This is a genomic window from Schaalia odontolytica (assembly GCF_005696695.1).
In the GTDB taxonomy this organism is placed as follows: Bacteria; Actinomycetota; Actinomycetes; order Actinomycetales; family Actinomycetaceae; genus Pauljensenia; species Pauljensenia odontolytica_C.
On record NZ_CP040006.1, the window covers coordinates 1919625 to 1943146 of the forward strand.

The 23522-nt window shown below is 66.1% G+C and carries 18 protein-coding genes; 3 read left to right on the plus strand and 15 right to left on the minus strand.

Annotation, left to right across the window (positions count from 1 at the left end):
* Positions 1 to 48: 48 nt before the first annotated feature.
* On the minus strand, positions 49 to 1962 hold the full coding sequence (gene glmS, locus FBF35_RS08530) for a glutamine--fructose-6-phosphate transaminase (isomerizing) (RefSeq protein ID WP_060565759.1): 1914 nt from the start codon (positions 1960 to 1962) through the stop codon (positions 49 to 51).
* Positions 1963 to 2051: 89 nt separating this feature from the next.
* On the opposite strand from glmS, the gene coaA reads away from it, so the two are divergent.
* Entirely contained in the window at positions 2052 to 3092 is a 1041-nt protein-coding gene (coaA, locus tag FBF35_RS08535; protein ID WP_082632807.1) for a type I pantothenate kinase, read from the plus strand.
* Between the two features lie 82 nt (positions 3093 to 3174).
* Here coaA and FBF35_RS08540 read toward each other — a convergent pair whose 3' ends face one another.
* From FBF35_RS08540 to FBF35_RS08560, 5 genes are all read right to left on the minus strand, one after another.
* Positions 3175 to 6891 (minus strand): cadherin-like beta sandwich domain-containing protein, encoded by a 3717-nt coding sequence (locus FBF35_RS08540; protein WP_060565760.1) that lies wholly within the window; start codon positions 6889 to 6891, stop codon positions 3175 to 3177.
* Between the two features lie 159 nt (positions 6892 to 7050).
* Positions 7051 to 7983, minus strand: coding sequence for a carbohydrate ABC transporter permease (locus FBF35_RS08545; protein ID WP_060565761.1), 933 nt, complete (start codon positions 7981 to 7983; stop codon positions 7051 to 7053).
* Complete coding sequence (locus tag FBF35_RS08550) at positions 7980 to 8891, minus strand: carbohydrate ABC transporter permease (RefSeq protein ID WP_060565762.1); 912 nt, start codon at positions 8889 to 8891, stop codon at positions 7980 to 7982. Before FBF35_RS08550 ends, FBF35_RS08545 begins: the two co-directional genes overlap by 4 nt.
* A gap of 106 nt (positions 8892 to 8997) precedes the next feature.
* The gene (locus FBF35_RS08555; protein ID WP_060565763.1) at positions 8998 to 10410 is read right to left on the minus strand and encodes an extracellular solute-binding protein; all 1413 of its coding nucleotides are present in this window, start codon (positions 10408 to 10410) and stop codon (positions 8998 to 9000) included.
* A gap of 164 nt (positions 10411 to 10574) precedes the next feature.
* Positions 10575 to 13301 (minus strand): glycoside hydrolase family 2 TIM barrel-domain containing protein, encoded by a 2727-nt coding sequence (locus FBF35_RS08560; protein ID WP_082632808.1) that lies wholly within the window; start codon positions 13299 to 13301, stop codon positions 10575 to 10577.
* A gap of 210 nt (positions 13302 to 13511) precedes the next feature.
* Between FBF35_RS08560 and FBF35_RS08565 the strand changes: the two genes are divergently transcribed.
* Together FBF35_RS08565 and FBF35_RS08570 are read left to right on the plus strand one after the other, a co-directional pair.
* Positions 13512 to 14594: a LacI family DNA-binding transcriptional regulator gene (locus FBF35_RS08565; RefSeq protein WP_060565765.1), complete on the plus strand. Its 1083-nt coding sequence runs from the start codon at positions 13512 to 13514 to the stop codon at positions 14592 to 14594.
* Between the two features lie 130 nt (positions 14595 to 14724).
* On the plus strand, positions 14725 to 15657 hold the full coding sequence (locus tag FBF35_RS08570; protein WP_060565766.1) for a hypothetical protein: 933 nt from the start codon (positions 14725 to 14727) through the stop codon (positions 15655 to 15657).
* Between the two features lie 159 nt (positions 15658 to 15816).
* Here FBF35_RS08570 and FBF35_RS08575 read toward each other — a convergent pair whose 3' ends face one another.
* The 9 genes from FBF35_RS08575 to rpsK all read right to left on the minus strand — a co-directional run bounded on the left by FBF35_RS08575 (position 15817) and on the right by rpsK (position 23486).
* Positions 15817 to 16719 (minus strand): DUF4862 family protein, encoded by a 903-nt coding sequence (locus tag FBF35_RS08575; RefSeq protein WP_060565767.1) that lies wholly within the window; start codon positions 16717 to 16719, stop codon positions 15817 to 15819.
* A gap of 172 nt (positions 16720 to 16891) precedes the next feature.
* Entirely contained in the window at positions 16892 to 18244 is a 1353-nt protein-coding gene (gene glmM / locus FBF35_RS08580; RefSeq protein WP_060565768.1) for a phosphoglucosamine mutase, read from the minus strand.
* 181 nt (positions 18245 to 18425) lie between these two features.
* Positions 18426 to 18917: a 30S ribosomal protein S9 gene (gene rpsI / locus FBF35_RS08585; RefSeq protein ID WP_009054763.1), complete on the minus strand. Its 492-nt coding sequence runs from the start codon at positions 18915 to 18917 to the stop codon at positions 18426 to 18428.
* A gap of 38 nt (positions 18918 to 18955) precedes the next feature.
* The gene (gene rplM / locus FBF35_RS08590; protein ID WP_009054754.1) at positions 18956 to 19399 is read right to left on the minus strand and encodes a 50S ribosomal protein L13; all 444 of its coding nucleotides are present in this window, start codon (positions 19397 to 19399) and stop codon (positions 18956 to 18958) included.
* 203 nt (positions 19400 to 19602) lie between these two features.
* Positions 19603 to 20511: a tRNA pseudouridine synthase A gene (locus FBF35_RS08595; RefSeq protein WP_060565769.1), complete on the minus strand. Its 909-nt coding sequence runs from the start codon at positions 20509 to 20511 to the stop codon at positions 19603 to 19605.
* On the minus strand, positions 20508 to 21257 hold the full coding sequence (locus FBF35_RS08600; protein ID WP_060565770.1) for an ROK family protein: 750 nt from the start codon (positions 21255 to 21257) through the stop codon (positions 20508 to 20510). Before FBF35_RS08600 ends, FBF35_RS08595 begins: the two co-directional genes overlap by 4 nt.
* A gap of 85 nt (positions 21258 to 21342) precedes the next feature.
* Positions 21343 to 21912 carry a 50S ribosomal protein L17 gene (gene rplQ / locus FBF35_RS08605; protein WP_060565771.1) on the minus strand — a complete coding sequence of 190 codons (570 nt, stop codon included), beginning with the start codon at positions 21910 to 21912 and terminating at the stop codon, positions 21343 to 21345.
* Positions 21913 to 21955: 43 nt separating this feature from the next.
* Positions 21956 to 22951, minus strand: coding sequence for a DNA-directed RNA polymerase subunit alpha (locus tag FBF35_RS08610; RefSeq protein WP_060565772.1), 996 nt, complete (start codon positions 22949 to 22951; stop codon positions 21956 to 21958).
* Positions 22952 to 23075: 124 nt separating this feature from the next.
* The gene (rpsK, locus tag FBF35_RS08615; protein ID WP_003790556.1) at positions 23076 to 23486 is read right to left on the minus strand and encodes a 30S ribosomal protein S11; all 411 of its coding nucleotides are present in this window, start codon (positions 23484 to 23486) and stop codon (positions 23076 to 23078) included.
* Positions 23487 to 23522 lie beyond the last annotated feature (36 nt).

Consider the following 23522-nt stretch of genomic DNA (forward strand, 5'->3'; position numbering starts at 1 on the left):
GAACGAGGCCCGTGAGCGTTCACGGGGCACCAGCCCCGCGCGGGTGGATCACTCCACCGTCACGGACTTGGCGAGGTTGCGCGGCTGGTCGACGTCGAGGCCCTTCACGGCGGCGAGCTCGCAGGCGAAGATCTGCAGCGGCACGACGGTCAGGAGCGGCGCGTACAGGGTCGGCACGGCGGGCACGCGGAAGACGACCTCGGCGAACTCGTCGACGGAGGAATCCCCCTCCTCGGCGATGATGATCGTGCGGGCGCCGCGAGCGCGGACCTCGGCGATGTTGGCCAGGACCTTGCCGTGCAGCTCGGGACGGCGCGGGGTCGGCACGATGACGATGACCGGCTGGCCCTCGTCCACGAGCGCGATCGGGCCGTGCTTGAGCTCTCCGGCGGCGAATCCCTCGGCGTGGATGTAGCAGATTTCCTTGAGCTTGAGCGCGCCCTCGAGGGCGACGGGGAAGCCGACGTGGCGGCCGAGGTAGATCACCGAGGTCGCATCCTGCATCGTCCGCGCGAACTGACGCACGCTCTCCCCGTTCTCAAGGACGCGGGAGATAGCGGCGGGGATGGCCGCGAGCTTGTCCATGTAGTCGGCGATCTCGTCGGCGTACTTGTTGCCGCGCACCTGCGCCAGGTACAGGCCCAGGATGTAGCAGGCGGTGACCTGCGCGGTGAACGCCTTAGTGGAGGCGACCGCGATCTCGGGGCCCGCGTGGGTGAGGATCACGGCGTCGGACTCGCGGGAGATGGTCGAGCCGGGCGTGTTGACGATGGCGACGACCTTCGCGCCCTGCTCGCGGGCGTGGCGGATCGCCTGGATGGTGTCCATGGTCTCGCCGCTCTGGGAGATGGCGACGACGAGGGTCTTCTCGCCGACGACCGGGTCGCGGTAGCGGAACTCGCTGGAGAGCTCGACCTCGACGGGGATGCGACACCAGTGCTCGATCGCGTAGCGGGCGACCTGGCCGGCGTAGGACGCGGTGCCGCAGCCAATCATGATGACCTTGTCGACGGAGCGCAGGACGTGCTCGGGGATACGCACCTCGTCCAGGGCCAGGTGGCCGTGGGAGTCGATGCGGTCGGCCAGAGTGGCGCCCACGGCGTCGGGCTGCTCGTGGATTTCCTTCTCCATGAAGGTCGGCCAGCCGTTCTTGGTGGCGCGGTCGGAGGAGAAGTCGACCTCGTACGCCTCGCGCTCGACGGGGTTACCCGCGGGGTCGATGACGGTCACGCCCGTCGCGGAGACAACCACGACCTCGTCCTGGTCGACCTCGACGGCGCGGTTCGTGTGCTCGACGAAGGCCAGGACGTCTGAGCCCAGGAAGTTCTCCCCGTCCCCCAGGCCGATGACCAGCGGGGAGGAGCGGCGGGCCGCGACGATGACGTTCGGGGACTGCGTGCTCAGCACCAGCAGAGTGAAGGTACCGTGCAGCTGCTCGGTGACGGCGCGCATGGCGACGACCAGTCGGCGCGCCACCTCCTCGTCCGTGCCGGTCAGTCCGGCGACCGCACCTTGGTACGAGGCCGGATCGGCCTGGTCGTAGGCGCGGGCCAGCAGGTGGACGACCACCTCGGTGTCGGTCTCCGACGCGAAGGTCTCTCCATCGGCGATGAGGGCGGCGCGCAGGGCGTCCGCGTTTTCGATGATGCCGTTGTGGACGAGGGCGAAGCGCCCGTCCGGGCTGGTATGGGGGTGGGCGTTCGCGACCGTCGGGCGCCCGTGGGTCGCCCAGCGGGTGTGTCCGATGCCCGCAAAGGCATCGGCCGGGGGCTGCGCGTCGAGCTCCTCGGAAAGGTTCACGAGCTTGCCGAGCGCACGGCGCACGTCCAGGTGATCCGGGGACGCCAGGGCGATACCCGCCGAGTCGTACCCGCGATATTCGAGGCGCGCCAGGCCGCCGAGGACAACCTCGCGACTACGCTGGGACGCCTTGCATGCAATATGTCCAACAATTCCGCACATAGCACCCATTGCAACACACCGAACCCCCCTGCTGGTCAGTAACGTGTGTCGCTTCACGTGGTGAACTAAGTGCGCACGAGCACAAACTTGTGGGGCACAATGGGTGCGTGAGCATCACCGAGAGCCCCTCGCCCATCCCATTCCCGGCCTCGTCGAGCGTCTCGTTTGACGAGCAAAAACTGGCCGACGAGCGCAACGCCCCCAACCCCTACGCGCGCTTCGATCGCTCCGAGTGGGACCGCCTCGCCGATCGCACTCCCCTGCCGCTCACGCAGGAGGACATCGACCGCATCGCGTCGCTGGGCGACCCCATCGACATGACCGAGGTCGACGCGATTTACCGCCCTCTGAGCGCGCTGCTGCAGCTCTACATCGACGGGCGCCGCCGCACCGCCGCCGAACGGCATGCCTTCCTCGGAGAGCCCGAAGGCCACTCGACCCCCTTCGTGATCGGTATCGCCGGCTCGGTCGCCGTCGGCAAGTCGACGGTCGCGCGTCTCCTCCAGCTGTTGCTCTCCCGCTGGGATTCCACCCCGCGCGTGGACCTGGTGACGACCGACGGCTTCCTCTACCCGAACCGGATCCTGCACGAACGCTCCCTCATCGCCCGCAAGGGATTCCCGGAGTCCTACGACCGCTCGGCCCTCATCTCGTTCCTGGCCTCGGTGAAGGCCGGTAACCCCCACGCGAAGGCCCCCGTGTACTCGCACGTCACCTACGACATCGTGCCCGACACCTACATCGACGTGGATCGTCCCGACATCCTCATCGTCGAGGGCCTCAACGTGCTCCAGCCGCCGCGCTCGGCGCCCGGATCTATCTCGGTGGCCGTCTCGGACTACTTCGACTTCTCGATCTACGTCGACGCCGACGAGAAGTTCATCGAACAGTGGTACGTCGACCGTTTCCTCAAGCTGCGCGCGACCGCGTTCTCGCGCGAGGACTCCTACTTCAAGACCTACGCCTCCCTCACGGACGACGAGGCCGTCTCGACCGCGCACGTCGTGTGGAACGCGATCAACCTGCCGAACCTGCGCGAGAACATCCGCCCCACCCGCGAGCGCGCGACCCTCATCTTCACGAAGGGCGCCGACCACCGCGTCGAATCGTTGTCGATCCGCAAGGACTGACCCCGCCCCCGCTCGTAGCGCACGCGAACGAGGCCGCAGCCGGAAAACCCGGCCACGGCCTCGTCTCATGTGGAGCTAACGGTTAGCCGATCCACGCGCCCGAGGGCGCGAAGTGGTACCAGGACCAGCCGATGAGTTCCCAACCGGTGGCCATGGAGCCGTTAGAGCGCAGGTAGAACCAGACGGGTCCTTCCTGGTACCAGCCGGTGGTCATCGCGCCATTGGCACCCAGGTGGTACCAGGTACCACCGAGGAGCTGCCAGCCGGTGACCATGGAGCCGGAGGGCGACAGGTAGTACCAAGCGCCACCATCCTTGACCCAACCGGTGCGCATAACGCCGGAGGAGGACAGGTAGAACCAGGTCCCGTCGATCTGGGTCCAGCCGGTCGCCATCTGGCCGGTCGCGGGTGCGAGGTAGTACCAGGAGCCGCGGTCCATGATCCAGCCGTACTGCTGGGCGCCGCTGGAGCCGTGGTAGTACCAGTGTCCGCCGTCGTAGACCCAGCCCATCTTCAGGTAGCCGCTCGCGTCGAAGCGGTAGGTCTGCCCGTCGATGACGAGAGTCTCGTTGGCCGCGTAGGTGCCGTCAGAGTAGCTGTACCACCAGCCGAAGTAGCCGGACTTCCACTGACCGGTACGAGGCTGGGGCGCGGGATCCGGGGTCGGAGCCGGGGTGGGATCCACGGTCGGCTCGGGAGCCGGGGTCGGGTCCACGGTGGGCTGCGGGTCCGGAGTGGGCTGCGGATCGGGCGTCGGCTGCGGGTCCGGAGTCGGAGCCGGGTTCTCGATCGTCACCCAGTACAGGAAGCGCGAGTCGCCGCCACCAACAGCGTGGAGCACGACCTGCGAGGTCTCGCCCTCGCCGAGTTCGACTTCCTGCGTCGTCTTGTCGGCCGGGTTGACGAGCATCAGGTGCGCGTTCGCAGCCGGCTTCTTGACGGTCAGGGTAATGTCCTGAGCGGTCTCGGCCAGCGAGCCGTTGTCGGTGCGCGGGTCGAGGAGGTAGGACGGGTAGCGGGTCTGGCCGGTCAGGGCGTTGACAACCATGAAGCCCTTGGGGACCGTCGTGGAGTCGCCGAAGATCTCGGCGGACTTGGCGGTCTCCAGGCCCTTCAGCTGCTCGAAGTAGCCGACGACGACGTCGCCGGGCATTCCGTCGTTGACGGAGCCGACGTTGGTCACCGACATGTCAACCAGGCCGACGGCCTCGTTGGCGGCCTTGGCCTCGTCGCCGGAGGCGAAGTCACCGTACTTGTAGCCGCTCAGCGAGGGGGTCGCGCCGCGAGCCGCGTACTGGCCGGGCTTGTAGGCGACGAACGTGGAGTTCATGGCCTTCGTGTAGTTACCGATGTAGGTGACGTTGCCGAAGATGTTGGAGAACTCGTAGAACGAACGCGTGGGCGCGCCATCGTGGTCGATGATCGAGGAGCGGTCGTAGCCGTTGTACTCCATGCGGAACAGGCCGAACCACTTCTGGCCGGTGGCCAGGCCCAGGGAGGGCACGATCGACTTCTCGGAGGCCGAGACGTTGGCATCCCAGTTGTAGTCCAGGTACTGGCCGTACAGGATCGGGCTGGAGCCGTCACCGGTGAGGCCCTTGAGGCCGTATTCGCGCTGCTTCTTCCATGTGTTGGTGTTGAGCAGGTCCATGACGACTCGGCTCGGAGCCGGGCCGCCGTTGGCGCCCCAGTAGTACTTGTCCCAGCTGAGCAGGTCGGGCTTGGCGTTTTCGACGTAGTAGCTCAGGTTGGTGTCGCGGTACCAGGACGGGTCGTCCCAGGAGTTGGCGTGGACGACGGCGCCGGGGATGTTCTCCTTGGACCAGGAGAACCAGTTCTTGAAGCACTCGGACTCGCCACGGTTGAATCCACCTTCATCGCCGTACTGGATGTCAACGAGCGTGGAGGCGTAGGGCTTCATGTACTCGTTCATGAAGTCGCGCGGCTCGCCCGCGTTGCACATGCTGTTCTTGCCGGTGGGGGCCTTGGCGAGGGCCCACGGCGCGCCCTTACCCAGGGACTCCATCATGGGGGTGTTGAACATGGGCAGGTCGTAGAACATCGGGAATGCGCCGCCCGTGAGGTCGCGCTCGTTGGCATCGAAGCCGCCGCGGCCGTAGCCCTCGGAGGGGACCCACGCGGGCATCATGACGCCGTACTGCAGCGCGAGGGCCTGGGCGCGGTTGACGCCCCACTTGCCGTCACCGGGGTTGAAGCCGGAGTAGCGCTCGTACATGGAATTGTCGACTGCCGGAGCGACGGGGGTCTTGCCGGCGGGCAGGCCCCACACCTCGACGTCGTTGAAGGTCACCGCGGTGGCGATGTTCTGCGGGGTCTGGGGCTCGGTCTCATCGTTCATCCAGATGCGGATGTTCTTGGCGAGGTGGTAGCTGTTGAAGTCCCAGTACCACAGGCCGCGCGCGTCGCGCGTGAGCGAGCCGTGGGTGACGATGGTCTTCCACGGCCCACCGTCGGCCTCCTGAACCGCGATGGCGACGGAGTTACCGCCGTGCCAGCCCTGCACGCCGGCGGGCAGGGTCGGGGTGCCCCAGCCGTTGACGCGGTGCACGTAGCGGGCCTCGCCCAGGTGCAGCTCGATGCCGGTGACGCTGCTCGACCATTCATTCGCGCGAACGAGCGGATCGGAGGTCCACGTCGTTGTCGGGTCGAGGTCGGTCAAGGCCGCGTTGTCGGCCTCGGTGCCGCCGTTCGCCTGAGCGGTCGCGGGGATCATCACGTTGCCGCGGAAGTCGGTGTCAACCTTGGTGATGTTGACGACGTAGGTGGCTTCCTTGCCGTCCTTGCTGACCGTGGCTGTAATGACGTTCAGGCCGGTGGTGAGGTCGAGGTTGGAGACACGTCCGTCGGCGTCGGGGGTCGCGCCGTTGATGGTGACGGTGGCACCGTCGACAGCGCGGATGCGCGCGGAGACTGTCTTGGCGTGGTAGTAGCCGGTGGCCGTGTAGGTGTGGGTGCCGGGGGCAAAGTCAACGGGCTTGCCGGGCTCGCCGTAGGGCAGCTGGTCGATGACGAAGTCAACGACGAGGTCGGATGCGCCCGATCCCTGCTCGGGGGCCTCGGGGTGGGGCACGACGGGGCGGGCTGCTTCGTGGTTGCCACCGGTGTCCTCGTTGCCGTAGGAGGTGATGGCGTTACCGTCAGCGTCGCAGGGCAGGAGCTTGATGTCGGACAGCGCCATGTCCTTCTTGCCGGGGGCGAGGGAGCGCAGGCCGGTCAGAGCGAAGACGCGCTTCGTGGTCGCCGGGAAGGTGACGTACTGTTCCTTGTTCCCGAACTGAAGGTCGCTTCCGTGCTTGACCTCGGTGCCGCCTTCCCACTTTCCCGCGGCGACGTTGGTCTTCCAGTCGGCGAAGGAGGCTTCGGCGGCCGGATTACCGGGGTCCTCATCGAAGGCAAACACGCGGTATTCGCCGGGGAACTGGTCGTTGCCCAGGGTCGAATCGTAGGTGGGGCGCGGGGTCAGGCCGAGGCCACAGACCTTGGTGCCGGGCGTGGGGTTCTCGACGGCGAGGGCGTGCGGGTATTCGTCGAGGCCACCCTTCCACTTGGTGGTCCAGAAGGTCTTGGTCGCGTCGGTACGGGTCGTGTCGTCGTCGACGAGGGCTGCGATCGTGCCGTTGGGTGCGCTTTCGCCGACCTTCTCTTCGGAGGTCGCCCACAGGACGGTCGGGTGATAAGGGGTTTCGGTGGCGGCGACGGCCGCAGCGGGTGCGAGGCCAAGCATGGTGGCCGCAAGAATCGGGGCTCCGAGTGCACCGATGATGGGTCTAGTCCCCATGAGTTTAACTCCTTCGTCAGTATGGGGGTGGTGGCTGGGATCGGCCGTTAGACGGCCACAAATCCACAATACCTAACACGTGTTAGTTATTTGTGAAAAAACCTCCTTTTAGGTAGAGAAGATCCCCGCGGGTGCGAGGGGCACCCGCGGGGATGAGGATCAGAACTTCAGGCCGCCGTCTTCGATGCCGCGGAAGAAGAACTTCTGGCTGAAGGCGAAGACCAGCACGACGGGGATCATCGCCACGACCGCGCCAGCCAGCACGAGCTGGTAGGTGACACCCTGAGGCGAGTTCTGGATGGCCGTCAGCGTCAGCATCAGCGTCTGCTTGTTCGGGTCGGGCAGCATGAGCAGCGGGAAGATAAAGTCGGACCAGGCGCCAATGAAGGACGTCAGGCCGACGACGGTGAGCGTGCCGCGCACCTGAGGCAGGAAGATCGACCAGAAGCGGCGCAGCTCGCCCGCACCGTCGATCAGGGCCGCGTCCTCGATCTCGTCGGGAATGCCCATGAACGCGGCGCGCATCATGAGGATCTGGAACGGCCCGATCATGGCCACCATCCACACGCCGGGGAGCGTGTTGTACAGGTCCAGCTGCACCATCATCTTGAACAGCGAGAGCATGATCGACTCGAAGGGGAAGATCATGGCGGACAGGACCACGAAGTACATGATGTTGCGGCCGGTCCACCCGCGCCTCGACAGCATGTAGCCGCCGATGCACGACAGGATAACGTTCGAGGTGACCGTCAGGGTCGCGAGAATCGCGGAATTCTTAATCGACAGCAGGATGTTTGTGCGTTCGAAGAGCACGTAGAAGGAGTCCAGCGACCAGTGCTGGGGCAGCATGGTTGCACCCTGACCGAAGACGGATTCGCCGGGGGCCTTGAAGGCCGCCATGAGGGGCAGGACGAGGGGGCCGACCAGGATGAGGGCGACGACGACGAGGAGGGCGTAGCGGGCAATGAGGGCACCGCCGCGCATCTGACGCGATGCCGTGTTGCGCCCCTGGCGTTCGAGGCGGCGCTCCTTGCGCCACTGAGCGAAACGCTCTCCGAAGGAGGCGGGAGTGGTCGAGGTTGCGGTACTCATGAGTCTTCAGCCTTCCTCTGCAGGCTCTGCGAAGCGATGATGAAACCGAAGGTGATGAGGAACAGGCACACCGAGGCGGCGTCGCCCTGTCCCAGCGACCCGAAGGTCGGGTCCACGATTCGGTCTCGGATGTACATCGTGAGGGTCTTCGTGGGCGAGGCGGAGCCGCCCAGCAGGTAGACCTCGGTGAAGATCTTCAGGCATCCGATCGTCGTCAGGGTGGCGACGAGGAACATCATGACCTTGACGCCCGGAACGGTGACGGTCAGGAAACGTCGGATCGGTCCGGCGCCGTCTAGTTCAGCGGCCTCGTACAGCGACTTGTCGACGTTCGCGAGGGCCGACAAGTACAGGATCATGTAGTAGGGCAAGCCCTGCCACAGGGTGATGAGCATGGCACAGAAGAGGATCAACCACTGATTCGACAGGAATGGCACGGGGTCGAGTCCCCAAGATGCCAGCATGTTGTTGATGGGTCCGCGCTGGTCCAGGAGGTAGCGCCACGCGAGCGAAATGACGACCAGCGAGGAGATGGCTGGCAGGTAGTAGAGGGCGCGGAAAAAGCCGATGCCGGGCACGTGCGACTTGACGAGGAGGGCCAGCAGCAGGGGCAGGAGCACCATCAGCGGGACGACGCAGACCGCGTAGATGAGGGAGTTCGTCAGCGACTGCCAGAATTCGGGATCCGACAGCACCGCGGCGAAGTTGTCGATACCAACGAAGCGACCGATGTGTCCCAATGGCTTCGTCTTCGTGAACGACACATAGACGGTCGTGATGAAGGGGTAGATGTAGAAGGAGATGACCGCGAGGACCGGGAGGGTCACCCACAGCCAGGGAACCCAGCCCGGGCGGAATCGGGCGGCGCCATTGAGGGAGCGCGTCTGCGCGCTCTTACGTGTCGGCATACCAAAGTCCTTTTTCAGGGATGCGCGGGGTCGTGAGCCGGCGGCCCGACGCTGGGCGAGGAATGCGTCGGGGGCCGAGGCCAGGCCTCGGCCCCCGAACGGTCAATCAGTCTCCGAGAGCCTTGAGCTTCTCGTTCATCTGATCCTGAGCGGTCTTGAGAGCGGTCTTGGGATCGACCTCACCGCGGATGGCCTTGTTGACGTTCTCAATGAGGGCGTCCTTCACGGCGCCGGTCGCGTAGAAGACGTCGGTGTAGGCCTCGGCGTCCTTGGCGGCCTTAGCGGCCTCCTCGTAGGCGGCCTTGAAGACCGGGTCGTCGGCGATCTCCGGCGGGTTGGCAACGAGCTTGTCAAGGGCGTCGGTGGCGGCCGGGAAGATGATGGCGCCGCCGTCGTGCGTCCAGGCGTACTCGTTCTCAGCGTTGGTGATCCACTCGGCGAACTTCATGGCCAGGGGGGCGTTCTGCGTGGTGACGGAGACGCCGATGTACTGGCCTTCGAAGACGGGCTTGATGCCGGGGTTGGTCGGGAACGGGCCGACGCCGGTGTTCTGGTAGACCGTCTCGTTGTTCTTCTTGACGGACTTGAGGAACGAGGCGTTGGGGGTACCGAAGGCGAGGTTGCCGTCGGTGTAGGCCTTGCCCGGGTCGGGCTCGCCGGTCAGGGAGTCCTTCGGGATGGCGCCGGAGGCGTAGAGCTCGGAGAGCTTGGTGACGTAGTTGATCGCGGCCTCGTTGTCGGCGAAGTCGAAGGCGGTCTTGTCGGCGTTGAGCAGGTTGACGCCCATGCCGTGCAGCTGAGCGATCATGTACCACTCGGGCGAGCCGTAGATACCGTAGTCTCCCTGTCCGTCGGCGCCGACCTTGGCGGCATCCTCGAACAGCTCATCCATGGTCTTGGGCGGCATGTTCTCGTCGAGACCAGCGCGCTTGAAGACCTCCTTGTTGTAGGTGGTGATGTAGGGGCCGAAGTACCAGGGCAGAGCCGTGTGGTGGTCGTTGGCGCCCAGGGCGGTGGACTCCCAAATGGACTTCACGAACTTGTCGCCGATGCCGGGGGCCTTGACGTCGTAGTCCATGAGGAGGTTGGACTTGGACAGGGCGAGGATGGTGGAAGAGGGAACGTTGATGACGTCCGCCATCTTGCAGTTCGAGGCCTGAGCGGTCACGGTCTGGTCGAACTCGGCGCCGCCGCCCTGGTCGGTCCAGTTGATCTTGACGCCGGGGTTGGCGTCCTCGAATTCCTTGATCTTGGCCTTGAAGAAGTCGCCGAAGTCGTTCTGCAGACCCTGGGTCTGGAACGTGATCTCGCCTTCAACCTTCGAGGTGTCGATCTTCGAGTCGTCAAGGTTGCCCGCGGGGATGTCGCACGCGACATCGGGCTCGGGGATGGAACCGGCAGCGGTCGAACCGCCGCTCGAGCTGTCGGAGCTGGAGCCACCAGGGTTGCAGGCGGCCAGGCCGAGGGTGCTGAACATGGCGAGGGCGACAACGCCTGCGGCCATCTTCTTCTTCAACATGCGAAACCTCCATTGGTCCGTTCTTGTTGGTCGATCGATGGGATCGAGTCACTAACTATCTCGTGTTAGTTGATGTCTGAATCATAGCGGCCTGTGACGCTTCGCGCATCATTTGCCAACAACTTTACGCATCGTTATCAAGCCGCAACATAACAGGTTGGGGCTTAATCACCCCCAACCTGGGCAATTACGAATGTCAGGTCCGTATCGCGCATACAACCGGCGAACTCGGGCCGAGAGTCAGGCCCGCACGAACGTGTGCCGATGCCGTCCTGGAATGCGTCGAGCCACAGGAACGTACGCTCACTGTCAGGCAGGTCCTCCCAGTGCGAGGCCTCGGCCAATTCACGCTCGCTCCACGGCGAGGCGCTCCAGCCCAGGGACGAGGTCGGCACGACGAGGAGGTCGCCCGCCTCGCCATGCAGACGGAGGGCTTCGAGGTCGAGGCGCTGCCCGCCTTCCTGGGGGCGCACGCTGACATCCCAGAGCTCTCGCACGGGGGCGCGTCCATATCCGCGAGCGCCACTCACGCGCATGTCGGAGTATCCGATAAGGGTGTCGCCGAGCCACGAGGCTTCCCACTGCGATCCGGGCATCTCGATGCGCACGCCGAGGCGCGGGACACGCTCGGGCCAGGCCCCGTAGGGCACGACGCGAGCAGACACAGACAGGGCCGGGGTCTCCCCCAGCAGCACGGGACGATATTCCCAGGTGAGGGTGACGCCAAACTGCGCGACAGGCGGGGCCCAGCGCTCGACGACGCGCTGGCAGGGGCCATCCTCCTCGACGGATACGAGGCGTCGGCGCAGCAGGTGCAGGCGAGCCTGCTCCCAGCGGGCTGCGTGCGAAGTTCCGTGCTCGCCGCGCCCGACCCCGAGCGGGCCGAGGTCGGCCTCGTCAATCCCCCAGTAGTCGACGGGGCCGCGCCCGCGATCGTTGTCGGTGGGGGCCCTAAAGACGCTGAGGTCGACGCTCACGGGCATGGTACCGATCCGCGCGAGGCGCCCGCGCGCATCGAGCGCGTAGGGGGCTGCCACATCATCGTCCGAGCGGACGACCGCGACGGGGGCGCCGAGGAGCGCGCGCAGTCGGGCCTCATCCGGGCCATGTCCGCGCGAGGACTCGACAGCCTTCGCGAGGGCCGGAGCGTCCGGGGCCATCGCCTGAACCCACGACCAGGTGCCGGCGTAGGGGCGCGACAGGGCATCGATCAGGCCATCGCACACGAAGCTGCCGTCGTGGACCTCCTCGCCGAAGTCGCCACCGTAGGACAGGGCTCGTCGCCCGTCGGGCAGGGTGCGCCACAGGGCATGGTCGCGCCATTCCCACACGAAGCCGCCAGCATGGCGGGGGTGGCCCATCTGCGCGGCGTAGGCGGCGGCGTTTCCGGGACCTGTTCCCATCGCGTGCAGGTATTCGCACATGATGTAGGGGGCGCGGCGGATGCGCTCGCGCGCGGCGTCGTCAACCCGCGCGGCGACGTGCGTGGGGACGGCAACCTCGGCGTGGGGATCGCTTTCGTCGAGGACGGCGGCGACTTCCTCGAGGGTCGGGTACATGCGCGAGTAGATGTCCGTGTATTCGAGGCCGTGGTCGCCCTCGTAGTGAACGATCGCCCGGGAACCCGTGCGCTCGTGGATCCAGCGCGCGCAGGCGACCAGGTTCGCGCCGGTGCCGGACTCGTTGCCAAGGCTCCAGCTCATGATCGAGGGATGGTTCTTGTCGCGCTCGAAGGCGCGGACCGTGCGATCCATGTAGGCATCGGTCCAGCGCGGGTCGTCGGAGGGGTTATCGATCCACTCCCCCTCGCCCTCGAACCCATGCGTTTCAATGTCGCCTTCGAGCATGACCCACAGGCCGATCTCGTCGACCAGGTCGAGCAGGCGGGGGTGGGGCGGGTAGTGGGAGGTGCGAATCGCGTTGATTCCCATGGACTTCATGAGGGTGAGGTCTTCGCGCGCCCAGGCCTCGTCAAACACGCGTCCCTCGGCGGCGCGCACCTCGTGACGGTTAACCCCGTTGAGGGTCAGGGACTCGCCGTTGGCCATGAGAACGCCGTCCTCGATGGACACGCGACGGAAGCCGATGCGCAGGCACCGCTCCCCCGCGTCGAGGCCTTCCGAGCCCTGGACGCTGACGCGCGCTTCGTAGAGGGCTGGGTCCTGCGCGCTCCACGGGCGCACGCTGCCCACTTCGATGCGGCCGCTGCGGTAGCGGCCGTCCTCGCCGCGTTCGAGCGAGCAGGCGAACGACCAGAGGCCGTCGATGCTGAGATGCCCGGACAGATGAGCCTCCTGGGCGCCGAGCACCCGGGCTTCGATGGTCACATAACCCACCCCGGCCTCGTAGTCGGTGTCGACCCACAGGTCTTCGATAGCTCCGGGAGCCAGGCGGCGCAGGCTCACCGAGCGGAAGATGCCGGGCAGCCACCACTGATCCTGGTCCTCGAGGTAGGAGCCGGAGCTGAACTGGTGCACGCGCACGGTGATCGTATTGACGCCGGGGTGCACGGCCTCGGTCACGTCGAACTCGTGGGCGAGGCGCGAACCGCGGGCCATGCCGATCCACGTGCCGTTCACCCACACGGTGGCCTGACTTTCAACGCCGTCGAAACGCAGGCGAATGTGGCTGCCCTGCCAGTCGGCGGGGAGTTCGAAGGTGCGGCGGTAGTCGCCGACAGGGTTGTCGTCGGGCGGGAACGGCGGGTCGACCGGGAAGGGGAAGTCGACGTTGGTGTAGGCGGGGTGGCCCCAGGCGCCCTCGCCGCGCAGGACCCAGTGGCTGGGCACGTCGATCTCGGACGCGTCGCCGGCGGGAGCGGGTTCATCCCAGGGCTGCTCGACGTTGACGAAGGGGGCGGGGTCGGTGCTGTGATAGGCGAAGCTCCACATGCCATCGAGGCTGAGAACCCCACAGTCGTCAGCGAGGTGCGCGCGCGGAGGCACAAGCGCGCCCGCGCCGGGAGCATAGGAAGGTAGTATCGATATCACGTCTCTGTGCCTTTCGGATGTCGTCGTCGAAACTCCGATCGTCAGAGATAAGACTAACACGTTATAGTTGTTGTGTTTCAACGAAACGCAACCGAGGATTGGGAGCCTTGCATGGAGCGCGCAACCCGGGCTGACGTCGCCCGCGCAGCAGGCGTCGCACCGTCGACCGTCTCGCTCGTCCTCAACGGACGAGGCCGGGACGTGAAGATCGCGCCCGCCACCATCGATCGCGTCAAGCAGGCCGCACGCGAACTCAACTACATCCCCAACGCAGCCGCCCGGTCGCTGCGCCGCGGCAAGTCCCACCTCATCGCCCTCCTTATGGCCGAGCTGCCGGACGACCCCTTCGTGCCCGTCGTCCACACGGTCCTCACGACCGCAATGATCGACATTCAGCGCCACGGCTACCTACTGCTCCCCCTCTTCCAGTCCGGCGACGGAGCCTCGGACGCCGAGGTCATCCGCGGGGTCCTGGGCGACACGCAGCTGGCCGGCATCATCCGCGAGACCACGTCGGCCGAGGCCTTCACCTCGCGCCTGCTCGCCAATCTCGGCATCCCTGTCGTCGCCATGTCGATGATCGAGGCCAACCCCACCGGCTCGGAATCCTCCCTCATTCGCATCGACGAGGGTGCCGGCGTGCGCGACGTTCTCTCAGACTGCGCGCTCGTGGATCCGGCGACCGGCACAGGTCAGGGGCGTGCCGTCTTCTTGGCGGGACCAAACACGAATCACGCGCGCCAGAACCCGATCGCGAGCGCGTTCGGCACGAAGTTCACCCTCTACTCGCTGCCCGACTGGGAGCCCACCACGGCCTACCAGGCCGCACTGCGCCTCCTCGACGAAGACCCGTCAATCTCGCTCATCGCCCTGGCCGACGACTCGCAGGCCCCCGGCGTCTTCCAGGCTGCCGCAGACCTGGATCTGTCAGTACCCCACGACCTGTCGGTCCTCGGCTTCGGCAATCAAGACCACCGCAGCGCCTCCGCTCTCGGCCTCACGACGGTCGAGTGGCCCCTCAAGGAAATGACCGAGGCTGCCGTCTCCTCGATCATCAACGTGATCGAGGGCCGCTCCCCCATGACCGATGTTCACCCCAGCGCATCCATCGACGAGGAGGCCCCGGACGGCACCCCGATCGCGACGATCCCGACGCACCCGGTATGGCGCTCATCGGTGGCCAGGCGCGCATAGGAGACGCACTCCCCCGCCGCGTCGGCAGTCGCGAGCTTATTCCCACGCCCACACTTCGCCCCGGGAACTGCGCATCTCCTGCACTGGCTTCCCCACACGCGGACACCGGGACTGCCGCTACAGTGGACCCATGGATCCCGATTACGTATTCAATAAGGCCCTGCCCTATCTGACGGGCAGGCTCGAAGATGCCGGCCTCACGGTTCAGATTGGCTTCAACAAAACCGAGCGCACAATGTTCCTCCTCCTCAACGATTCCGTGAAGTGCGGCATTAATCAACTCATCAACGAGCTGCTAGATGCGGAACCGGACGCGCACCACGATCTGATGGATCCGTGGGTTCCGTACCTCATCGAGCGGACACGCATCGACGAAACCATCCTGAACAAACCCGACGAGCTACGTCGACTCATACGCACCGAGTTCTGCACTGCCGACACTGTCGCACACCCGCAGTTTTCTTACGCCCGCCAATACCCCGGCGGCCTCGCGCTGACGCTCAGCCTCGACTGCCCGACACCCCTGTTCAGGCTGAAAGACGAACAGCTGGCCCAATGCCCCCTGAGCATCGACGAGCTCTTCCATTGCGCACAAAAGAACACCGACGACCTCCCCATCGAGCGCATCCAGCAGTTCGGGCCCTTCACCTGCCTGTCGGCGCAATCCCCGTTCGTCACGGCGAAGGCCGCGAACATACCCGCGCTCATGTCGCGTTTCCAGATCCAGGCACCGCACGGCCTGTTCTTTACGATCCCGGCGAACCACATGATGTACTACGCCCCCGCCGACCCCGCGAACATTTCGAAGCAGCTCTGGGATCTCGCGATCTTCGGCCGCGTCCCCGTCCTCACCACGACCAAGCAGCGCCCGGAGGCTGTTGTGAGCCGCGACATCTTCTACTACTCGCCAGAAGGAACGTACGAGCCGATCACGCAGGGCGATAACCCGGCCATCCAGGAGTTGTTCACGAATCAAGACATCGACGCCGAGACCGTGCGCACCTGCGTCGATCAGTACCTGTCCCCCTCCCCCGCTTTCCGGGCGCGATTCGACTTGCCCTAGTCGCGAGTCCGACGCGAGGGATGCATCACAGGATCCCCGACACGACGCAGGGAGGGGCGGATGTCAGTTGGCATCCGCCCCTCCCTCACACGTGCGCCTCGCGCCGGGCGCCTCCCGCACGCTCACAAAGTGCGAGAGCGACACCCGGCGGCGACGCCGTTACTCACCGAGGCCGCAGGCCCGGTAGATGTTGGTCAGCATGGCCAAACGCTGTTCGAGGGACGCGTCCTTGGGGACGCAGACCTTCGCGCCGAGGTACTTGGCCCCACCCGCGACGGCAGCCTGTGCGCAGCGGGCGATCTCGGCCTCGTCCATGAGCGAGGTCGGTTCGTCGGCCTGCGCGGGCAGGTGTCCGTCGATCCAGGAGTAGCCGTACTGGGTTTCCTCCGGGCCTGCGCCCGAGAAGATGATGCCGTCCAGGACACCGCGCTTGCCGGCCTCGAGCACGTGCTCGTAGGCGGTGTCCGCGCTTCGGCCCTCCACGGCAGAGCGGCCCCAGTTGAGGTGAATGCCGATACCGGCCTCAGAGACGACATCGATCTCGGATTCAAGGGAGAGGAATCCCTTTTCGGGGTTCTGCTCGGGGATGTACTTGTCACAGTGCTCGATGACGAGCGTGGCCCCGCACCAGTCCCAGGTGGCCACCTCGGCGAGCGAACGCTTGAAGGCGTCCACCTGCGCCAGGCGCGTGGGTGCCGAGTGCAGCTGCACGCGGGCGACCAGCTGGCGACCCGCCCGCTCACACAGGGCGGCGAGGTCGTCACGCAGCGCTCGGGTGAAGTCGAGAGCGGCGGCGCGTCCGGCCTCGTCGGGCGAGGCCAGGCCGAAGCTCTCGTTCTTCCACACGTTCTGCATGGTGCCGGGGATCGCGGTGATCGTATTGAAGTCCCAGTGAGCCGCCAGGTGGCTGGCCAGGACCTCACCCTGGGTGGCGAGCTGCCCCGGGTAGGGCATCTCAACGCCGCTCACCCACGGCTGATCTGCGAGGAGTCGGTAGTAGTCAGCTTCCAGCTCCGGTGCCGGATGCGACGCGTACGCGCCAAGGATGAATGGGAGTGCCATGATAGTTGCCCTTCTACGATGAAATTGTCGCACGGATCACTAGAACGAACATACTCCTATTTCGCGCATGTGCGCAGCGAAGTAACACGACGCCCTGCGATTACCCCATCTACATACGCGTGAGGGCGGGCACCAGCCGGTGCCCGCCCTCACGCGTACATCTCTCAGACGCTCACAGCGCCAGGTTCTCCTTGACGACGTCCGCCAGCGAAGCGGCGACCGAGTCGGCCTCTTCCTGCGTGGCGGCCTCGACCATGACGCGCACGAGCGGCTCCGTGCCCGAGGGACGCAGGAGCACGCGGCCGGTGTCGCCCAGGCGAGCCTCGGCGGCTGCCACGGCATCGGCGACGGCCTCGTTCGTCGAGGCGGCCGCGCGGTCCACGCCGCCCACATTGATGAGGGTCTGCGGAAGGCGCGCAATGAAGGACGTGAGGTCGGCCAGCGAACGACCGGACTCCTTCACCATGCGAGAGATGAGCAGCGAGGACAGGATGCCATCACCCGTGGTCGCGTGGTCGCGGGCGATGATGTGGCCGGACTGCTCGCCACCGAGCGAGTAGCCGGACGCCAGCATCTCCTCAAGCACGTATCGGTCGCCCACGCCGGTCTGCACCGTCTTGATGCCGGCCTCGCGCATGGCGATCAGGAGGCCCAGGTTGCTCATGACGGTCACGACGAGGGTGTCCTTGGCGAGCGCCCCGCGCTGCTGCGCGTTCACGGCCAGCGAGCCCATGATCTTGTCGCCGTCGATGAGGTTGCCCTCATGGTCGACGGCGAGGCAGCGATCCGCGTCTCCGTCGTAGGCGACGCCGAAGTCGCAGCCGGCCTCAACGACGGCGGCCTGCAGGGACTCGGGGTGCGTGGAACCCGCGTTCAGGTTGATGTTGCGCCCATCCGGGGACGCGTTGATGACGGTGATATCCGCACCAAGCTCCCGGAACACGGCCGGACCCAGCTCGGAAGCCGCGCCATTCGCGCAGTCGATCGCGATCTTCATGCCGCGCAGATCGGTGCCGATTGCCTCGACGAGGTGCGCAATGTAGGAGTCCTTCGCCCACGCGTGGTCGGCGTTGATCTCGCCGACGGCGTCGCCGGTAGGACGATCCCACTCGGTGTTCACGAGCGCCTCGATCTGGTCCTCCACGGCATCGGCCAGCTTGTAGCCGCCGTGCGCGAAGAACTTGATGCCATTGTCGGGCATCGGGTTGTGTGACGCGGAAATCATGACGCCGAGGTCCACGGTGTCCTCGGTGGCCGTCAAATGCGCGACCGTGGGGGTGGTGACGACGCCGATGCGGGTCACGTCCATGCCGGCACTCGCCAGACCCGCCGCGAGGGCGTGGTCGAGGAACTCGCCCGAGATACGTGTGTCGCGGCCAATGATCGCACGGGGCTTAGAGCCGTCCGCACGCGGGGAGCCGCCGAACTGGCGGGCTGCCGCCTCGCCGAGCTGCAGCGCGAGGTCCGCAGTGATGTCAACGTTTGCCAATCCTCGCACGCCATCCGTGCCGAACATCCTGGGCATAGTCTCTCCGTTCAGTGGGTCATACGACTGCACTAAGCCTACCGCGCCCGCGCCTTCTCCTTGGCACGAGGCCGGGGCACGGACAGCGGAGACGCTCACATCCTGGCACGTGCTGATGGGTAAACGAAGGCCGCGCCCCGCAGGAGCGGGACGCGGCCAACAGAAAATGTGCTGAGTGAAATCAGCGCTTCGAGAACTGCGAAGCCTTGCGGGCCTTCTTGAGGCCTGCCTTCTTACGCTCGGTGGCGCGGGCATCGCGGGTCAGGAAGCCAGCCTTCTTGAGGGCCGGACGGTTCGCGTCGCGGTCGATCTCGTTGAGGGCGCGCGACACGCCGAGGCGCAGGGCGCCGGCCTGGCCGGAGACGCCGCCGCCGTTGATGCGGGCGATGACGTCGAAGCGGCCGTCAATGTCGAGCAGCACGAAGGGGGACTTCACCAGCTGCTGGTGCAGCTTGTTGGGGAAGTAGTCCTCAAGGGTGCGACCGTTGATGGTCCACTTGCCGGAGCCGGGGACCAGGCGAACGCGGGCGACGGCCTCCTTGCGGCGGCCCAGGCCCGCGCCGGGCGCGGTGATGGACTGACCGGCGCCGGCGGGAGCCGACTCGGTCTCGGACGTGTAGGAGCTGGGGACGACTTCCTCGTCCAGCTCAGCGGAAACGATGGTCTCAGCCACGGTTCTCCTCAGGGTCAAAGGCGTTCAGCGACCAAAGGTCACTGAGCCACCTGGGTCAGTTCGTAGGGAACCGGCGACTGGCCGGCGTGGGGGTGCTCCGGGCCAGCGTAAACGTGCAGCTTCTTGAACTGCGCGCGGCCGAGGGAGTTGTGAGGAAGCATGCCCTTAACGGCCTTCTCGACGGCGCGCTCAGGCGTCGCAGCGAGGAGGTCGCGGTAAGCGGTCGCGGTCAGGCCACCGGGACGACCGGAGTGACGGTAGGCCATCTTCTGGTCGAGCTTCTTGCCGGTCAGAGCGACCTTGTCCGCGTTGATGATGATGACGTAGTCGCCCATGTCCATGTGAGGGGCGAACGTCGGCTTGTGCTTCCCACGGAGGAGGGCAGCGGTCTGGGCTGCCAGGCGACCGAGGACGACGTCGGTGGCGTCAATGACGTACCACTTCTTGTCCGCGTCCCCAGGCTTGGGTGAATAGGTGCGCACGGGCGTAACCTTCAATTCTTGTTGGTCATGGGACGCCGCGCCGGTATTTCCGGGGGCATCCGCGATGAAACGGTTCGCGCGAGGCGTCGGCGAGCGCTCCTAGCGAGTGGGAGACACTAGGTACTCTGCTGACGCACAGCACTAGCCATATTATCTGTGCGCAGCCCGGCGGTCAAAGCGCGGCGAATACTGTGTCACATTCCTCAGCCGTCGTCGCCGCAGCACGTGTCGCGCCTGGCCCGGGCCTGCTCGGCCCGCGCGCCCCATCGCGAGGGATCGGGATACTCCACGCCCTCGAGGGTGAGCCCGTGTGCGGGGGCGATCGGCGCGGCCTTGGAGCGGGACCGGGCCCTCAGGATCTGCGCCGGGTAGTCAACGTCGCGCGCGCCCGAGCCCACCAGGAGCAGCGCCCCCACCAGGGAGCGGACCATCGAGTGGCAGAACGCATCCGCCTCGACTCGGAAGACGAGGGTCCCCTCGGCGTCACGCTCGGCGCGCAGGGTACGCAGGGTTCGGATCGTCGTAGCCCCCTCGCGCGGGCGGCAGAACCCGAGGAAGTCGTGTTCCCCGAGGAGGGCGGCCCCGGCCTCGTTCATGGCAGCCTCGTCGAGGGGATCTTCGACCCAGAGGCGATCCCAGCGCCCGAGGGGCTCGGGGCGGTCCGACACACGGTAGGCGTACGAGCGCCCAAGGGCGGAGAAGCGCGCGTCGAAAGTGGGGGCGACAACGGCGGCCGAGTAGATGCGCACGTCGCAGGTCCCGCGCGCGGCGGCCAGGTCGCGGCCACGAGCGCGCTCGCCGTAGCGACCGGAGAGGATCTTGTTGAGTCGGCGGACGATCGCCGAGGCCACGGCCTCGTCGTCGGACTCCCCTCCCCTGGGCGACAGTCGCGTCCAGGCGGCCTCGGAAATGTCCGCGTGACAGACCTGGTGACGCGCATGAACCCCCGCATCGGTACGGCCGGCCACCGTCGTGACGATCTCTTCGCGCGAGGCCATGGCGAGGGCCGCTTCAACCTCGCCCTGGACGGTGCGCAGTCCGGGCTGGGCGGCCCAACCCCGAAAGTCGGTGCCGTCGTAGCCCAGGTCGAGGCGCAGGCGCCGCGCGCTCACAGCTCCCACGCCCGAACGCCGCCGATAATGCCCGCGTCGTTGGGCACGACGATCACGTCATCGCCCATGAGGCGCAGGTTCGAGGCCGTGATGCGCTTGGAGTTGCCGCCACCTAAGTAGAGGCGATCCCACATGTACATGGGGCGCAGTCCATCCACGACGCGGCGAACACGACGCGACCAGTGAACGTCGCCCAGACGCAGGCGCTCATGCTCGCCGATGTAGTCGTCGTATGTCAGGCCCCAGCGAACAGGTCCCTGAGAGACCTCGACGTGGGGCGCCAGCTGGCCGCCGTCGAACACCGCGTTACCGAGGCCCGTTCCCAGGGTGATGATCATTTCGAGGCCGCGGCCCGTGATCGCGCCGGCGCCAGCGACTTCGGCATCGTTCAAGACCTTGGTGGGCAGGCCGAGGGCCTCCTCAATCGCACGGCCCATGTCGAAGTGGTCCCAGCGCTCGACCAGCTCGGGCAGCACGCGCGAGCGCGGCCCATCGCGGGTGATGTAGTGAGGGGTCGCGATGACAACACCGTGGCGGATCATTCCCGGCATACCCATCGTCACTCGCGTCGCAGTGGGAAGCTCACGCGCGAGGCCGATAACGGTTTCCACGAGAAGCTCAGGAGGCAGCGGGTAAGGAGTGGGCACTCTGCGAGGCGGGGCCATCATCGTGCCGCGCTCATCCACGACGGAGCCCTTAATGCCACCGCCGCCGCAGTCAATCGCCAACGTCATCTCACGAGTCATGGCTTCAGGCTACCGGATACGGCAAGGGCCGGACACTCCTTGCGGAATGTCCGGCCCAATGCTCGAGTTGATCAGTGACGAACGGTCACTTCTCGTCGGCGACCTGCTCGGCGGCGTCTGCAGCCTTGCCGGCCTCCTCGGCGATTTCCTCGGCCTCGTTGGCCTTGGCGAGATCGCCTTCCTCGCGAGCCTCTTCGGCGCGCTCGGCGGCAGCCTCGGCGGCCTTCTCGGCCTCTTCGGCGACGGCCTTGGCGGCGGTCTTCTCGGCAGCCTTCACGACGGCCTTCTTCTCGACCTTCTCCATGACGAGCTCAATGCGCATCAGGGGAGCGTTGTCGCCCTTGCGGTTGCCGACGCGGATGAGGCGGGTGTAGCCGCCAGCGCGCTCGGAATCCATCGCGGGAACGAGCTCCTCGAAGAGGATCGCGACGATGCCCTTGTTGGGGATCTTCTTCATGACCGTGCGGCGGGCGTGCTGGTCGCCACGCTTGGCCTTGGTGATGAGCTTCTCGACGTAGGGGCGCAGGGCCTTAGCCTTGGCCTCGGTCGTCGTGATCGCACGGTGTTCGATGAGCTGAGCTGCCAGGTTCGACAGGATCAGCTTCTGGTGTGCCGGGCTACCGCCCAGACGAGCACCCTTCTTGGGGGTGGGCATGAGTTTCTCCTACGGATTCAATGCGTCCATCGGACGCACGGGGTCAGATGGACTGGTCGTCCGAAAAGATCGCGGCGGACTCCGAGTCGCCGAAGCTCGGCATGACCGAGTCCTTCAGCGTCATACCAAGGGCCGCCAGGGACTCCTTGATCTCTTCGATCGACTTGGTGCCGAAGTTGCGGATGTCGAGCAGGTCGGCCTCCGAGTGAGCAACCAGCTCGCCGACGGTCAGGATGCCGCGGCGACGCAGCGCGTTGTAGGAACGCGACTGCAGGTTCAGGTTCTCGATCGGGAGAGCCAGATCGGCTGCGAGGGTGGCGTCGGTGGTGGACGGACCCACCTCGATGCCTTCCGCTTCCTCGTTCAGTTCACGCATGAGGCCGAACAGCTCCACCAGCGTCTTGCCGGCCGAGGCCAGGGCATCGCGCGGGGTGATCGCCGGCTTGGTCTCCACGTCGATGACGAGGCGATCAAAGTCGGTGCGCTGCTCAACACGCGTCGCCTCGACCTTGTAGGTCACCTTGACGACGGGCGAGTAGATCGAATCAATCGGAATGCGAGAGATCTCGGCCTGCGGATCCTTGTTCTGAGCGGCCGACACGTAGCCACGGCCACGCTCGACGGTCAGCTCGATCTCCAGCTTGCCCTTCTCGTTGAGGGTGGCAAGGTGCAGATCGGGGTTGTGGATCTCCACGCCGGCGGGAGGCGTGATGTCGCCGGCGAAAACCTCGCCGGGGCCAGCCTTCCGCAGGTACATGACGACAGGCTCGTCGTTCTCGCTGGACAGGACGATCTGCTTGATGTTCAGGATGATCTCAGCGACATCTTCCTTCACACCTTCGATCGTGCGGAACTCGTGGGGGACGCCATCAATACGGATGGACGTCACCGCTGCACCCGGGATCGAGGACAGGAGGGTACGACGCAGGGAGTTACCCAGCGTGTAGCCGAACCCGGGCTCGAGGGGCTCCAGGGTGAAACGGGAGCGCAGGTCGCTGACCTTTTCTTCGGTCAGGATGGGTCGCTCTGCAATGAGCACGTCTATTCCTTTCTGGCCGGTGCCCGCTATATGACACCGGATATGGGAACCTGCTGAAGCAGGCTAAGGGAGTAAGAACCCGAAGGTTCAGACGTGGGGAGGGCAATGCCCTCCCGTCCACAAGTCAGCCGCGGCGGCGCTTCGGCGGGCGGGTGCCGTTGAAGGCCTGAGGCGTGACGTCCTGGATCGAACCGATCTCGAGGCCGGCGGCCTGGAGGGAACGGATCGCGGTCTCACGGCCGGAGCCGGGACCCTTCACGAAAACGTCAACCTTCTTCATGCCGTGCTCCTGGGCGCGACGAGCCGCAGCCTCGGCCGCGAGCTGCGCGGCGAAGGGGGTGGACTTACGCGAACCCTTGAAGCCAACCTGGCCGGAGGACGCCCAGGCGACAACCGCGCCCGTGGGGTCCGTGAGGGAAACGATGGTGTTGTTGAACGTCGACTTGATGTAGGCGTGGCCGTTGGTGACGTTCTTCGAAATCTTGCGACGCGGCTTGCGGGCACCGCCCGAGCGCGAGGTCTTTGCTGCTGCCATTTCTGGTTCAGTTCCTTCTTGTCGCGGAAAGCTACC

Bases quoted from the DNA above. Each gene is read 5' to 3' on its own strand.
- glmS (WP_060565759.1), bottom strand. From the start codon at position 1,962: ATGTGCGGAATTGTTGGACATATTGCATGCAAGGCGTCCCAGCGTAGT.
- FBF35_RS08540 (WP_060565760.1), bottom strand. From the start codon at position 6,891: ATGGGGACTAGACCCATCATCGGTGCACTCGGAGCCCCGATTCTTGCG.
- FBF35_RS08545 (WP_060565761.1), bottom strand. From the start codon at position 7,983: ATGAGTACCGCAACCTCGACCACTCCCGCCTCCTTCGGAGAGCGTTTC.
- FBF35_RS08550 (WP_060565762.1), bottom strand. From the start codon at position 8,891: ATGCCGACACGTAAGAGCGCGCAGACGCGCTCCCTCAATGGCGCCGCC.
- FBF35_RS08555 (WP_060565763.1), bottom strand. From the start codon at position 10,410: ATGTTGAAGAAGAAGATGGCCGCAGGCGTTGTCGCCCTCGCCATGTTC.
- FBF35_RS08560 (WP_082632808.1), bottom strand. From the start codon at position 13,301: ATGTGGAGCTTCGCCTATCACAGCACCGACCCCGCCCCCTTCGTCAAC.
- FBF35_RS08565 (WP_060565765.1), top strand. From the start codon at position 13,512: ATGGAGCGCGCAACCCGGGCTGACGTCGCCCGCGCAGCAGGCGTCGCA.
- FBF35_RS08570 (WP_060565766.1), top strand. From the start codon at position 14,725: ATGGATCCCGATTACGTATTCAATAAGGCCCTGCCCTATCTGACGGGC.
- FBF35_RS08575 (WP_060565767.1), bottom strand. From the start codon at position 16,719: ATGGCACTCCCATTCATCCTTGGCGCGTACGCGTCGCATCCGGCACCG.
- glmM (WP_060565768.1), bottom strand. From the start codon at position 18,244: ATGCCCAGGATGTTCGGCACGGATGGCGTGCGAGGATTGGCAAACGTT.
- FBF35_RS08600 (WP_060565770.1), bottom strand. From the start codon at position 21,257: ATGACTCGTGAGATGACGTTGGCGATTGACTGCGGCGGCGGTGGCATT.
- rplQ (WP_060565771.1), bottom strand. From the start codon at position 21,912: ATGCCCACCCCCAAGAAGGGTGCTCGTCTGGGCGGTAGCCCGGCACAC.
- rpsK (WP_003790556.1), bottom strand. From the start codon at position 23,486: ATGGCAGCAGCAAAGACCTCGCGCTCGGGCGGTGCCCGCAAGCCGCGT.